This is a genomic window from Streptomyces sp. NPDC055400 (genome assembly GCF_053644375.1).
Window position 1 is genome coordinate 260,333 of sequence record NZ_JBSHLM010000011.1, and the last position, 13,331, is coordinate 273,663.

A 13,331-nucleotide genomic window follows, 5' to 3' on the forward strand; every position below is an offset into this window, starting at 1 on the left:
GGTTCGGTTCTCTCCCTAGGTTCGGTGCGCTCGGCGTCAGTGCCTGACGGCGGACGCCAGGATCCGGGCGAGGGCGCGGACGTTGTCGCCGGTCAGCATCGTCACGTGGTTGCCCGGGACGACCCGGATGGCCAGGTCCTCGACGTGGTCCTCCCAGCCGAGGCCGGCCCGCGCGTGGAAGCGGTCGCTCTCGTCGTAGTCGGTGCCCTTGCCGAAGCCGGTGTCCCCGGCGCGCAGCACGGCGACGGGGCCGGCGTACGGGCCCGGCCGGTAGCGCTGGACTGCCGCGACGCTGTCGCGCATCAGCGCGACCGGGTCGCCGCCGCCGTCGCCGCGCATCCACTCGGCGATCTGGGCGAGTTCGGTCAGATAGGAGGCGGAGCCGTCGGGTTCGGCGGTCCGCGCGTCCTGTTCGCCGTCCGGGTCCGTGGGCCGTGCGCCGGGGCCTTCCGCGTCCGGGGCCGGGGCGCGGCCCTCGGCGACGGCGCGCAGCTGGTTGGCGAAGGAGCCGTCGGCGTCGGCGTCGGTGAGTTCGCCGTCGGGTGCGCCGGCGTCGACCATCACCACCAGCGGCGGGTGGCCGCCCTCGTCGGTGATCCGCCGGGCGATCTCGTAGGCGATGACACCGCCGCCGGAGAAGCCGCCCAGAACGATCCGCTCGCCCGAGTCCAGGGCGGGGCGCAGCGCTTCGAGATAGAGCTCGGCGAGCTGCTCGGCCGACAGATGCTCCGGCTCGGGGTCGTCCACGCGCGGGTCACGGATGCCGACCAGCGCCTCGGGGCCCTCGTAGCAGTGGGCGAGCTGCGCGTAGCAGGCGACCTGGCCGCCGGGCGGGTGGACGAGGTGGACGGTTCCCGCGCCGGGCCGCTCGGCGGGGCGCAGGGGTACGAGGACATCGGCGGGACCGGAGCCGGTGGTGTCCTGGGGCTCCCGGGTGAGCAGATGGGCGAGCTCACCGGCCCTGGGGTGGGCGAGGAGTTCGTCCAGGCGCAGGGTGCGTCCGGAGCGCAGGTTGAGCTCCCGCAGCAGCCGCATCGCCAGGAGCGAGTGACCGCCCGCCTGGAAGAAGTGCACGCCGGGGTCGGCGACGGGGGTGCCGAAGACGGCCTGCCATGCCTCCTTCACCACCTGGGTCTGCGGTCCCTCGGGCCAGGTCACCGCCGCGCCGGCGGCGTCGGCCACGGGCTCGGCGCGGTCCGCCATCCTCGGCAGGTCCGCCGGGGACAGCCCGGCGAGGAGGTCGGCCACGGTCGTCGACTCGTCGGCCGTGTCGGGCAGTTCACGCAGCAGCCGGGCGCACTGGCCGACGAGCAGGGCGGCGTCGGCGTCGGTGATCCGGCCGCGGTCGTGCACGGCGGTGAGGACCAGGCTGCCGTCCACGTCGCGGAAGGCGAGGAGGGTGACCGGGAAAGCGGTCTGGGAACCGGCGGCCTCCGGGAGTTCCACGCGGATACCGTGCGCGGCGAGCGTGGACTCCAGGTCCTCGGAGGAGCGCGGGTAGTTCTCGAAGACGATCAGGCTCTCGACGAGTTTCTCGTCCGCCCTGCGCCCGCTCCACTCGTGGATCTGTCCGGTCGACACCCACTCGTACGCGGCCATGTCGAGCGCCTGGTCGCGCAGTTCGGTCAGCAGTTGGGGCACGGTGTGCGCCGGGTCGACCTGGATGGTCATGGGCAGCGAGTTCATCAGCAGTCCCGGGAGCCGCTCGACGGAGTCGAGGGCGATGCCGCGGCCCGAGACGGTGACGCCGAAACCGACCGGGGACGGCCCGTGGCCGCCGCCCGCCCGGTACAGCAGCAGCGCCCAGACGGCCTGCAGCGCGCTGGACTCGGTCGCGGCGCGGGCGGCCGCCCAGGAACGCAGCCGGTCGGCCTCCGGGCGGCTGAGCCGGACCTCCGCGCGGCTCCAGCCGCTCTGGCCGGTCGCGGGGCCGGGGAGCGCGGGCCGCACGAGCGGAGCGGCGGCCGGCACCGCCGCCGACCAGAACTCCCGTGCCGGAGCGGTGTCCTGTTCGGCGAGCCAGCGCGCGTAGTCGCGGATGTCGGGGCGCCGCTCGCTGCCCGGCAGGGTGCCGTCGGCGAAGTAGGCCCGGTAGAACTCCTGGAGCAGGACGGACACGCTCCAGCCGTCCAGCAGTACGTGATGGAACGTGATCAGCACGCGGGTCGACGGGGTCCCGGCGCCGTCCGGGTCGGTGCCGTCCGGGTCGGTGCCGTCCGGGTCGTCGACGAGTGTGGCCCGCAGGAGCCCCGGGACGCGCAGGTCGAAGCCGCGCACGCGGTCCTGCTCCATCAGCTCGTCCCAGTCGACGCTGCCGGCCGGGTGCCGGACGACGTCGGGGGTGACCCGGTCGTGCAGGACCAGGCACGGCGCGTCGTCCCAGTCGAACGCGGCCCGCAGCACGGTCTCGCGGTCGAAGACGGACTGCCAGGCGGCAGTGAACCGTTCGGTGTCCAGGGGGCCGTACCAGCGCCAGAACAGCTGCTCCACATACCGGCCGCTGCCGGAGTGGGCGAGCGCGTCGAGGAGCAGGCCGTGCTGCTGCGGAGTGACGGGCACCGTCTCCGGCTCGTCCACGGCGGACGGGCCGGCGGCGCCGGAGCCGGGCAGCGCCCCGGCACGGGACGGCCCGGCCGCACCAGGGAGAGCGGCCGGGAGGCCCGGAGCGGTGATCTCGCCCGCGGACACGGCGTCCGGGTCGGCTCCCGCGAGGGTGGCCAGGACCCAGCGCATCTGGTCCACGAGCGCCGTGACGCCCGCCTCGTCGACACCGTCGGCGGGGCTGGGCACCCAGGTGAGCCCCATGCGCAGCCGGCCGCCGTGGACGATGCCGTACACCTCGATGCCGTACACCCGCTCGCAGCGCGCGGAGTGCTCGCGCGGGATGGGGCGGCCGGACATGGTGAAGCCGCCGTCCGCGCTCAACTGGTCGGCCTGGCCGTAGTAGTTGAAGCAGACGAGGGCGGGCGGCAGATGACGCAGCAGGGTGCGCAGCGCGGGGTCGGAGGAGAACTCGCGGCAGGCGCCGAAGCCGACGCCGCCGTCCGGCACGCCGGTCAGGCCGTCGGCGACCTGGGCGAGCCAGCGCTCCGGGTCCGTGGCGCGCTCGGCGGCGAGGACGACCGGGTGGATGGAGGTGAACCAGCCGACCGTGCGGAACAGGTCGTCGCGGCCGTGCCGGCCATGGGTCTCGACGTCGAAGGTCACCTCACGGGTACCCCGCCACCGGGCGAGGGCCTGGGCGAAGGCGCCGGTCATCACCTGGTGGACCTGCAGGCCGAGTCGGCGGGGCAGCGGTCCGATGAGGCGGGCGGTGGCCTCGGGGTCGAGGGAGAACTCTATGCGGCGGATGTCCCGCTCGTCGGGCGCCGGGGTGGTGAGCAGCAGGCTCTGGGCCTCGCCGCGGGCGGCGGCCAGGGTGCGCCAGTAGTCGGCCTCGCCGGGGCGTGCGGCGACAGCGGGGAGGGAGGCGACCCACTCCTCGTAGCGGCACGCCTCGTCGGGCAGGGCGGGCAGTGTGCCGTCGGACAGGGAAGCCAGTGCGTGCTCGAGGTCCTCCAGGAGGATGCGCCAGGAGACGCCGTCGACGACCAGGTGGTGGATGGCGACGAGCAGCAGGCCGTTGTCCTCGGGCCGACGCCGGTCGTGGGCGAGCAGAGCGCGGACGTGGACGCCCTTGAGCGGGTCGAGGCTGCGCTCGGTCTCTTCGAGGGCCGCGTCGAGTTCGCCGTCGTCGGTGACGTCGCGCTCGCGCAGGACGTCACGTGGGTCGTAGGCGGAGAACGGCGCGGCCCCGCTCATGTGGCCCTCGGAGAAGTCGCCGTGCGCGTCTGCCGTGAAGCGGGCGCTGAGCGCGGGGTGTGCCGCGACGACGGCCTGGAGCGCGAGGCGCAGCACGGTGGGGTCGACGGGGCGGTTGAGTTCCAGGAGCACCGACTGGTTCCACTGGTGCAGGTCCGTCCTGATGTGCCGGAAGAACCAGGACTGCACCGGTGCGAGCGGGGAGACACTGCTGCCGCGGGTGCGGTCCGGGGCGGCCGGTACGTCTGCGGTCGCCCCTGCGGTGGCGGCTTCGCCGGTGGGCTGCGGCGCGGCGGCGGCGCCGGCGTCCAGGTGTGCGGCGAGATCGGCCAGCACGGGATGGCGGTAGATCTCGCGCATGGCGAGGGTGAAGCCCTCGCGGCGCAGCCGGGAGACCATCTGCATGGCGAGGATCGAGTCGCCTCCGGCTTCGAAGAACTGCGCGTCGTCGCGCACGTCCCCGAGGAGCTCTCCCCAGACGCCGCGGACGGCCGGCAGCGAGCTCCTGACGTCCACGCGCGGCGCGGGAGCGGCCTGCGCGGGAACAGCCGGCACGGGAACAGCCTCGGGCGATGCGGCGGGCTCGGCCCCGACGGCCGGCTCGCCCCGCGTCGCCAGCCGGTCGAGGGCCCGGCGGTCGGTCTTGCCGTTCGGCAGGACGGGGATGCGGGGCACCCGGTGGAAGTGGGCCGGGACCATATGGGACGGCAGCAGCGGAGCGAGAGCCGCGCGCACGTCCGTGACCTCGGCCCGCGTCACCACGTGGGCCACGATCTGGAGGCTGCCCCGGGCGTGGCGGGAGACCTGGACCGAGGCGTCCTGGACGGCGGGCAACGACATCAACGCCGCGCGGACCTCGCCCAGTTCGACCCGGTTGCCGTTGATCTTGACCTGGTCGTCGAGGCGGCCCAGGTGGGTGAGGGCGCCGCCCGGCAGGAGCCGGACCAGGTCCCCCGTGCGGTACACGGTGTCCGTGCGGCCGCCCAGTCGCAGGGCGCGGTAGCGGTCCGCGGTGCGCTCGGGGTCCCCCACGTAGCCGTCGGAGACGGTGCCGCCCCCGATCCACAGCTCGCCCGGTGCGCCCGGCGGCAGTTCGCGCTGGGACTCGTCGAGCACGTAGCAGCGGATGTTGTCGAAGGGCACTCCGATCGGCACCTCGCCGCGGCGTGTCCAGAAGGAGTCGTCCCCGCGGCCCCAGGAGAAGACCGTGGAGTACGACGTCTCGGTCGGCCCGTAGGCGTTGTGCAGCCGGGCCGGGTGCGCCGCCTCGAAGGCGACGCGGAGCTCGTTGGGCAGGGACTCTCCGGTGGAGACGACCGTGCGCAGGGTGCGGTTGGCCGTGAACGCCTCCGCCTCCAGCAGCAGGCGCAGCTGGGAGGGGACTGCGTGCAGCAGCGTGACGCCATGCCGCTCGATGGCCTCGGCCAGCAGGTCCGGGTCGCGTTCGGCGTCCGGTGGAGCCACGACCAGGCGGGCGCCCGACACGAGGGCGACGAGCATCTCGTGGGCGCTGACGTCGAAGGTGAAGGGCGCCTTGAGGAGCATCGCGTCGTCGGAGCCGATGCCGAAGTGCCGGACGGCGGCGAGGACGTCGGTGACCAGGGCGCGATGGCTGAGCTGGACGCCCTTGGGGGTGCCGGTGGAGCCGGAGGTGTAGAGGACGTGCAGCGCGTCGGCGGACGTCGGCCCCTGCACGGCCGCGACGCCGGGCCCGGCCAGGTCGGCCAGCGGCACCTGCTGCGGGCCCGCCGGGCAGGCCTCGGCGGTGTCGGGGGCGACGATCGCGAGCCGGATCCCGCTGCTGTCGACGATGTGGCGGCGCCGCGCCTCGGGGTGGGCGGCGTCCAGAGGCACGTATGCGGCACCGGTGCGCAGGATCCCGAGCATCGCGGCGACGGCCTCGTCGCTGCGGGGCAGCAGGACGCCGACCCGGTCGCCGGCGCGCACGCCGCGGGCGACGAGTCCGGCGGCGTACCCCTCGATGCGGGCGTCCAGTTCGCGGCGGGTCCAGCGGCGGTCGCCGAACTCGACGGCCACCGCGTCCGGGCGTGCCTGCGCGGCGGCGCGGATCAGTGTGTCGATGTCCGTGTCGTCGAGGGGGTGGTCGGTGGCGTTGAGGTGGTCGAGGGTGGCGCGGGCGCGCGGCCCGATCCCGTCGAGCTCGGCGACGGCACGGTCCGGCCCGCGCACCAGCTGCCGGGCAAGCTCGCAGAGGTGCTCGGTGAAGGCCTCGGCGGTCGCGGTCTCGATGCGGGCGGCGTCGTACTTGAGCCGGCCGCGCAGCGTGCCCCCGCCCTCGTACAGCTCGAGGGTGAGCAGACCGAGGCCGGGGGTGGCGACGTCCTGGCGCCAGCGGGCGCGCAGTCCGCCGCGCAGCTCGACGCCCTCGTCGGCGGCGGCGCCCGGGTCGGCCCAACTGTGCAGCACGAACGTGCAGTTGAACGGGTCGGCGGCGGCGCCGCCCGGGGCGAGCTTCGCGATGCGCGGGAACGGAAGGCGCGAGTGGTCGACGGCACGGGCCAGTTCCCGCTGCACTCCGCCGACGAACGCGGCGGCCGTCAGCTCCGGGTCCTGGGCGGGGGCGCGCACCAGGAGGGTACGGACGAAGTAGCCGACGGTGCGGTCGAAGCGCGGGTCGGTACGGGCGCCCAGCGGGACACCGACGGTGGGCGCCTGCTGGCGGCCGTACGTGCCCAGGGCCTTGAGGTAGGCGGCGAGCAGCACGGCGGCGGCGCCGGCCCGGTGCTTTCGCGAGAACGCGGTGATCTCGCCCCACAGTCCGGCGTCCAGGTCCAGCGGCACCATCGCCTCGCGGGGGGCGTCGGCTCCCGGGGTGTCCAGCGGGAAGTCGACGGTGAGGTCGGCGCCGTCGAGCCGGCCGCGCCAGTACTCCTCGGCGGCGGCGGTGTCCTGCCCGGCCTCGTGGGCGCGGGCAGTGACGTAGGCGCCGAATCCGGCGGGGGCGGGGCCGGGCACGTCGCCGTGTTCGTACGCGCCGAGCAGGTCGGCGAGGAGGAGGCCGGTGGACTCTCCGTCGACGACGAGGTGGTGCACGACGAGCAGCAGCGTGTGGTGATCGGGTGCGTGCGCGATCAGCACGGCGCGCAGCACACCGTCGCGTTCCAGGTCGAGTTCCCGGCGGGCTTCGGCGACCAGGGCCCGGGCCGGAGCGTGACCGGTGTCGGGGGCGTCGCGGCGCTCGACGCGCGGGGCGCGGGCCGGGTCGACGTCGAGGAAGGGCAGTCCGTCGCCGCTGCCGGTCTCGTCGTCGCACACGCGCGCCGAGAGCAGCGGGTGGCGGGCGACGAGAGCGGCCAGGGCGGCTTCCAGCGCGGCGTCGTCGAGCGGGCCGCGCAGGTCGATGGCGAGCGGCACGTTGTACGGCGAGTTCTGCGGGTCGGCCCGGTGCTGGAGCAGCAGCCCGAGCTGGTCCTCGGTCAGGGGTACGGTGCCCGCCTCGGCCGCCCCTGGGCCGGCGGTCGCGGCGGTCTGCGCGCCTGAGCGCTGGAGCATGGTCATCAGGTGTCTCCTGAGTCGGAATCCGAGGCTTGGGTTCGTCCGGGCACACCTCGGCCCGGTGGTCCGCACGGTCCGGGCACGAGTGTGGTGCGCGGCGCCGACACGTCGCTGACGTGCGGCTGATGCGGCGCGCGACGGCAGAGTGTCCGCCGTGCCGGACGGGCGGGGTGTCAGCTGCGGCCCGCGCGAGCCTCGACCAGGGCCGCGAGGCGGTCCAGGCCGACGTCGATGTCCCGGGCGGTCAGCACGGAGTACGACAGCCGCAGCTGGCGCAGTCCGCCGGTGCCCGCGTAGAAGTGGTACATCGGGGTCCACAGCACGCCGAAGCGCCGGGCGGACTCCTCCAGTGCCTCCTCGTCTGCGGTGAACGGCACGGTGACCACGGCGAACAGGCCGCCTGCGGGCACGTTCCAGCTCACGCCGCTGCCCCCGCCCAGCGGGAAGCGCGCGGCGAGGCCGTCGAGCAGGGTGCGCAGGTTGCGGCGGTAGACAGCGGCCTCGCGGGCGCAGGCCCGTTCCATGCTGCAGCCGTGCTCGAGGAGCAGTCCGCCGATCGCCGCCTGCGCGAGCGCCGAGGTGTTGAGCGTGAACATGCTCTTGAGCTTGGCGAGCTGATCGGCGAAGAAGCCGCCCTGGGCGACCGGCTGGTCGGCGACGACGTACCCGATGCGGGCGCCGGGGTAGGCAGTCTTGGAGTACGAGCCGATGTAGACGACCCGTCCCGCGGTGTCCAGGGACTTGAGGGTGGGCAGCCGGCCCTGGCCGTCGTGGAACATCGAGTACGGGTTGTCCTCGATCAGCAGGATGTCCTGCTCCTCGGCGACGCGCAGCAGGCGCCTGCGGTCGTCGAGGGACATCCGGGAGCCGCCGGGGTTGGCGAAGTCGGGGATGACGTAACAGGCCCGCGGGTGCAGGCCGTCGGCGCGGGCCCGGGTGATGCCGCGCGCCACGTCGTCGGGGTCGAGGCCGCCGGGGCCCTCGGGCACCAGGTGGACCGCGGTCTCGGTGAGCCGGGCGGCGCCGGTGAAGCCGACGTAGGTCGGCGCGGCGGCGAGCACGACGTCGCGTTCGTCGCGGCGCAGTGCCCGCAGCAGCAGGACCATGGCCTCCTGGCAGCCGGTGGTGACGAGCACCGCGTCCGGGTCGGCCGGGATCCCTTCGTCCACCTCCAGCTGACGGACGATCAGCTCGTTGATGATGCCTTTGGTGGGGCCGTACTGGAACAGGGTCCGGCGCACCTGTTCCTCGCCGAGTCCGCGCTCCTGCTCCAGGTACCGGGTGAACCGCCGCAGATGCCGGTGCAGCGCCTCGGTGCGGTAGTGGCCCTCATAGGGGCGGCCCGCCGCGAACGACACGGCGTCGGGGTAGTTCCCGGTGACCTCGTTGAGCAGCGTCATCGAGGTCAGCGCGGGGTCGGCGAGGCTGGTGTGCAGGTCGTCGACGGCCAACAGGGGCGCGGCCCGGGGTGCTTCGAGCAGCGCGGCCGCTTTCATGCGGCGGCCTCGTCCATGGCGTCCACGAGGCTCTTGGGCCGCATGTCGGTCCAGTTCTCGCTGATGTGGGCGAGCGCGCTCTCGCGGTCGGTGGCCGGCAGGGCGATGCTCCAGCCGGCGGGGACCTCGGCGAAGGACGGCCACAGCGAGTACTGGCCCTCGTGGTTGACCAGGACGAGATACGTGCCTTCGGCGTCCTCGAAGGGGTTGCTCATGACGGTCTCCCGGTTCCTTGTGGTAGGCGTGGTGGGACAGCGGTTGCAGTGGTCCCCATCCAGGCTGGCCGGGAAGGCCGACGCGGGGCTGACATGTCGCTGACGAGGTCGTCGACCAGCTCGAGCAGTACGGGCGCGGGCTCGTCGGCCAGGTGGAAGTGGCCGCCGGAGAAGGTCCGGTGGCGTACGGGACCGGTGGTGGCCGCGGTCCAGTCGGCGGCTTCGTCCGCGGTGAGTTCGGGGTCTGAGGTGGCCCGGTGCACGGTGAGGGGCAGGTCCGGGGCGGGCCCGGCGGGCTGTACGTAGGTCTCGGCGAGCGCGTAGTCGGCGCGCGCGGTGCGCAGCACCAGGTCGAGCAGGTCGGGGTGGGCGAGGACCTCGTCGGGAACGCCCTCGAGACGGCGCAGTTCGGCGATGAGTTCCCGGTCGCTGCCGAGGTGGACCCTGCCGGGTCTGACCCGGTGCGGCGGGGGCATACCGGAGACGATGAGCCGCAGCGGCGGGTGGCCCGCGGCCAGTAGGCGCCGGGCCGTCTCGTAGGCGGCGAGGGCGCCGAGGCTGTGCCCGTACAGGACGACGGGGCGGTCGAGCAGGGGCCGGGCCGCGTCGGCGGCGGCGTCGGCCAGCGCGTGCAGATCGGTGTACAGCGGTTCGGCGATGCGGTCGGCGTGGCCGGGGTACTGGACGGCGTGCAGCTCGACGGTCTCGGGCAGCAGGGCGGGCCAGTTCCAGTACGCGGTGGCCGAGCCGCCGCCGTGCGGGAAGCACACCAGCCGCACCCGGGCGGCCGGCCGGGGCACGGGGCAGCGGTACCAGGCGGCGGTGACACCGGTGGTGCTCATGCGGCCGCTCCTGACCGCGCGGGCCATTCGAGGCGGGCCACGGCGTCGAGAACGCGCTGGACGTCCGGCAGGTAGTGGGCTTCGAGCAGCGGGGCGGGGTAGGGCACGTCGAAGCCGGTGACGCGGCGCACCGGCGCCTCCAGGTGGTAGAAGCAGCGCTCGGTGATCCGTGCCGCGATCTCGGCGCCGGGCCCGGCGAAGCCGTGGGCCTCGTGGATGACGACGGCACGCCCGGTGCGGCGGACAGCGGCGCACACGGTCTCCTCGTCGAACGGCGACAGGGTGCGCAGGTCGACGACTTCCAGACTGATGCCCTGTTCGGCGGCGGCCTCGGCGGCCGCCATGGCCACGGGCAGCGAGGGCCCGTAGGTGACGAGGGTGGCGTCCGTGCCGGGCCTGCGGACGGCGGCCCAGCCGAGCGGCCCGGTGTCGACGGGGAGCGTGACCTCCTCCTTGTGCCAGTACAGGCGCTTGGGTTCGAGGAAGACGACCGGGTCGGGCGAGGCGATGGCGCGGCGCAGCAGCGAGTACGCGTCGGCGACGGTGGCGGGCGTGACGACGGTGAGGCCGGGGGTGGCCATGTAGTAGATCTCGGAGGAGTCGCTGTGGTGCTCGACCCCGCCGATGCCTCCCCCGTAGGGGATGCGCACGGTGATGGGCAGCGGGAGTGAGCCGCGGGTGCGGGAGCGGAACTTGGCGACGTGGCTGACGAGCTGCTCGAAGGCCGGATAGGCGAAGGCGTCGAACTGCATCTCCACGACGGGGCGGTAGCCGTACATCGCCATGCCCACGGCGGCGCCGATGATGGCGGACTCCGCGAGCGGCGTGTCGAAGCAGCGTTCGTCGCCGAACTCGCGGGCGAGGCCGTCGGTGACCCGGAAGACACCGCCGAGGGTGCCGACGTCCTCGCCGAAGACCAGGGTGCGCTCGTCCTCACGCATCGCGTGCCGCAGCGCCGAGTTGAGGGCCTTGGCCAGGGTGATCTCGGTGGCCGGGGTCATCGCCGGGCTCCTTCTGCCGCGGGACCGGGACCGGTGTCCGCGGCCCGTTCGTCCGCGAGCAGCGCCGACTGTTCGCGCAGGTGGTGCGGCGGGTGGTGGTAAACGTGCCGGAACATCTCCATCGGGTCGCGCCGCGGCGGCTCGGCGAAGTCCCGGCGCAGCGCGGCGCTCAGCTCCTCGGCCGCCCGCGCTGTTTCGGCGATCCCCGCCCGGTCGAGGACGCCGTCGTCGACGAGGGTCCGCTCCAGGCGGGCGACCGGGTCCTTGCCGGCCCAGGCGGCGACCTCGTCCGCGGAGCGGTAGCGGGTGTCGTCGTCGGCGTTGGTGTGGGCCTCCATGCGATAGGTGAGGGCCTCGACGAGGGTGGGGCCGCCGCCGGTACGGGCCCGGTGCGCGGCCTCGGCGACGACCGCGTGCACGGCGAGGGCGTCGTTGCCGTCCACGACGGCTCCGGTGGCTCCGTAGCCCTCGGCCTTGTCGGCGAGGGAGCGGGCCGCGGTCTGCTTGCTCAGCGGGACGCTGATCGCGTACTGGTTGTTCTGGATGAAGAACACGACGGGTGCCCGGCGTACGGCCGCGTAGTTGACGGCCTCGTGGAAGTCGCCCTCGCTGGTCGCTCCGTCGCCGATGTAGGCGAGGGCCACCACGTCGTCGCCGCGCATCCGGGCCGCGTCGGCGAGTCCGGCCGCGTGCAGGCACTGGGTCGCGAGCGGGGTGCACTGGGGCGCCGCCCGGTGGGCGGCCGGGTCGTAGCCGCAGTGGCGGTCGCCCCGGAACAGGGTGAGCACGTCCTCGGCGGGGATGCCCCGCGTCAGCAGCGCGACGCTCTCACGATAGGTCGGGAAGATCCAGTCGGTGGGGCGCAGGGCGAGCACCGACGCGGTCTGGCACGCCTCCTGGCCGCGCGAGGACGGATAGACCGCGAGCCTGCCCTGCCGGGTGAAGGTGGTGGCCGTCCGGTCGAAGGCACGGCCGACGACCATCGCCCGGTACAGCTGGAGCCCGGTCAGGGCCGCGGCCGTGCCGGGTGCGGCCGGCGCGGGCGCGTCGAGCACCGTCATCGCTTCTCGCCGCCGCTCGCGCCGGCGTCGGCCCCGCCCCGGTTCCGGTTGATCCAGGTGTTCTCCAGGGTGGCGATGAGGCCGGGGCTGTGCAGCTGGCGGGCCTGCTCGTACGCGTACTGGGCCAGGTAGCGGCGGAACAGTTCGAGGGGCTCCTCGACGAGGTTGAGCATGCGCCGGTTGGCTCCGACGGCCGGGTGGTCGAGGTGTCCGGCGGCCGCGCGGACGGCGCCGTCCATGGCGTCCGCGGGCACGGTCTCGTCGACGAAGAGGGACGCCTCGGGGTCGGTGGCCCGCAGTTTCCTGCCCCAGAAGATCAGGCGCCGCGACAGGCGCGAGCCCGTCAGGTGCAGCAGGCGCATGTTGGCGACGCCCGGGACCAGGCCCTCCTCCATGGCCGGCAGGCTGAACCAGGAGTCGTCGGCGGCGACGACCCGGTCCATGGTGGGCAGGATCTGCATGCCGCCGCCGATGGCGAAGGCGTCGACCGCGGCGACCCACGGCTTGTCGGCGTCCGGCCACCAGCCGTCGCCCGCCGTGTCGTCCAGGCACAGGCCGCGCACGAACTTGGCGATGTATCCGGCCTCGCGGCGCAGCAGAAACCCGAGCAGCGAGATGTCGCCGTGGTAGAGGTGCGTGAGGTTGATGCCCGCGCTGAAGACGCGCCGGCCCGCGTAGGCGGGGTGGGACTGGGGGGCGCCGCGCAGCACGCCGACGTGGCTGGCGGGGTCGAGCAGCACCAGGTCGGTGCCGGTCTCCAGGGCCTCGACTGCGGCGTCGTCCTCGGCGTTGAGGAACTCGGCGTTGCACAGCTCCAGTTGGGCGATGCCGTCCTCGCGGGTGACGGTGGCGATGCCCAGGTCGGCGTGGCCGGTGAGCTGGTAGTCGAGGAGGGCGGCACGGGCGCGCGCGGTGGGGCGGAGCATGGAGCGCAGCAGGTGGTTGCCCGCGGTGGGGGCGTTCAGGACGGCCTGGAAGAAGATGCCGACGGCGACCTCCCAGCCCTCCTTGTTGCGCTGCGTGTGCCGTGACTCCGCGGCGAGCTGGTCGCGGGTGGGCACCAGGCCCGGGAAGTGCGCGGCGGCCAGGCCGGTCAGTTCCTCCAGGCGCGGGCAGCGGGTGAGGCCGTCCGTGAGCTCGGCGTAGATCCGCTCGGCGTACGCCGCGAGGAACCGGCGGCGCAGGGTGCTCGCCTCGTCGTGGAGGGCCGCCGCGTCGCGGTGTTCGGCGGCGGTGCGCTCGGCGCGCGGCGGCATCGCCTCGACGATCCGCACGGCGGACTCGAGATGGGCGGTGACCGCGCCGCGGTCCTTGGTGAAGTCACCGCTGAGGGCCGGTGGGTGGCCGGGTGCCGTCCGCAGCAGCACGGCGGGGGCGGCGAGCGTGGGTGTGCGCACGG

7 protein-coding genes are annotated in these 13,331 nt (G+C 74.3%); all 7 read right to left on the bottom strand.

The window, feature by feature from the left end:
• Positions 1-36 precede the first annotated feature (36 nt).
• The 7 genes from ACWIGU_RS28360 to ACWIGU_RS28390 all read right to left on the bottom strand — a co-directional run bounded on the left by ACWIGU_RS28360 (position 37) and on the right by ACWIGU_RS28390 (position 13,329).
• Positions 37-7,320: an amino acid adenylation domain-containing protein gene (locus ACWIGU_RS28360; protein WP_454404525.1), complete on the bottom strand. Its 7,284-nt coding sequence runs from the start codon at positions 7,318-7,320 to the stop codon at positions 37-39.
• A 170-nt stretch (positions 7,321-7,490) separates the two neighbouring features.
• Entirely contained in the window at positions 7,491-8,813 is a 1,323-nt protein-coding gene (locus ACWIGU_RS28365) for an aminotransferase-like domain-containing protein (protein ID WP_454404526.1), read from the bottom strand.
• Positions 8,810-9,028, bottom strand: a complete 219-nt coding sequence (locus ACWIGU_RS28370; protein ID WP_100598467.1) for an MbtH family protein — start codon at positions 9,026-9,028, stop codon at positions 8,810-8,812. Before ACWIGU_RS28370 ends, ACWIGU_RS28365 begins: the two co-directional genes overlap by 4 nt.
• Positions 9,025-9,870: a thioesterase II family protein gene (locus ACWIGU_RS28375; protein WP_454404527.1), complete on the bottom strand. Its 846-nt coding sequence runs from the start codon at positions 9,868-9,870 to the stop codon at positions 9,025-9,027. The genes ACWIGU_RS28370 and ACWIGU_RS28375 overlap by 4 nt, the downstream gene beginning before the upstream one ends.
• Positions 9,867-10,871 carry an alpha-ketoacid dehydrogenase subunit beta gene (locus ACWIGU_RS28380; protein ID WP_454404528.1) on the bottom strand — a complete coding sequence of 335 codons (1,005 nt, stop codon included), beginning with the start codon at positions 10,869-10,871 and terminating at the stop codon, positions 9,867-9,869. Before ACWIGU_RS28380 ends, ACWIGU_RS28375 begins: the two co-directional genes overlap by 4 nt.
• Positions 10,868-11,932 (bottom strand): thiamine pyrophosphate-dependent enzyme, encoded by a 1,065-nt coding sequence (locus ACWIGU_RS28385; RefSeq protein WP_454404529.1) that lies wholly within the window; start codon positions 11,930-11,932, stop codon positions 10,868-10,870. Before ACWIGU_RS28385 ends, ACWIGU_RS28380 begins: the two co-directional genes overlap by 4 nt.
• On the bottom strand, positions 11,929-13,329 hold the full coding sequence (locus tag ACWIGU_RS28390; protein ID WP_454404530.1) for an enoyl-CoA hydratase/isomerase family protein: 1,401 nt from the start codon (positions 13,327-13,329) through the stop codon (positions 11,929-11,931). The genes ACWIGU_RS28385 and ACWIGU_RS28390 overlap by 4 nt, the downstream gene beginning before the upstream one ends.
• Positions 13,330-13,331 lie beyond the last annotated feature (2 nt).

Excerpts from the sequence above, each read along its gene's own strand:
- ACWIGU_RS28380 (WP_454404528.1), bottom strand. The coding sequence starts at position 10,871 with ATGACCCCGGCCACCGAGATCACCCTGGCCAAGGCCCTCAACTCGGCG.
- ACWIGU_RS28385 (WP_454404529.1), bottom strand. The coding sequence starts at position 11,932 with ATGACGGTGCTCGACGCGCCCGCGCCGGCCGCACCCGGCACGGCCGCG.
- ACWIGU_RS28365 (WP_454404526.1), bottom strand. The coding sequence starts at position 8,813 with ATGAAAGCGGCCGCGCTGCTCGAAGCACCCCGGGCCGCGCCCCTGTTG.
- ACWIGU_RS28360 (WP_454404525.1), bottom strand. The coding sequence starts at position 7,320 with ATGACCATGCTCCAGCGCTCAGGCGCGCAGACCGCCGCGACCGCCGGC.
- ACWIGU_RS28375 (WP_454404527.1), bottom strand. The coding sequence starts at position 9,870 with ATGAGCACCACCGGTGTCACCGCCGCCTGGTACCGCTGCCCCGTGCCC.
- ACWIGU_RS28370 (WP_100598467.1), bottom strand. The coding sequence starts at position 9,028 with ATGAGCAACCCCTTCGAGGACGCCGAAGGCACGTATCTCGTCCTGGTC.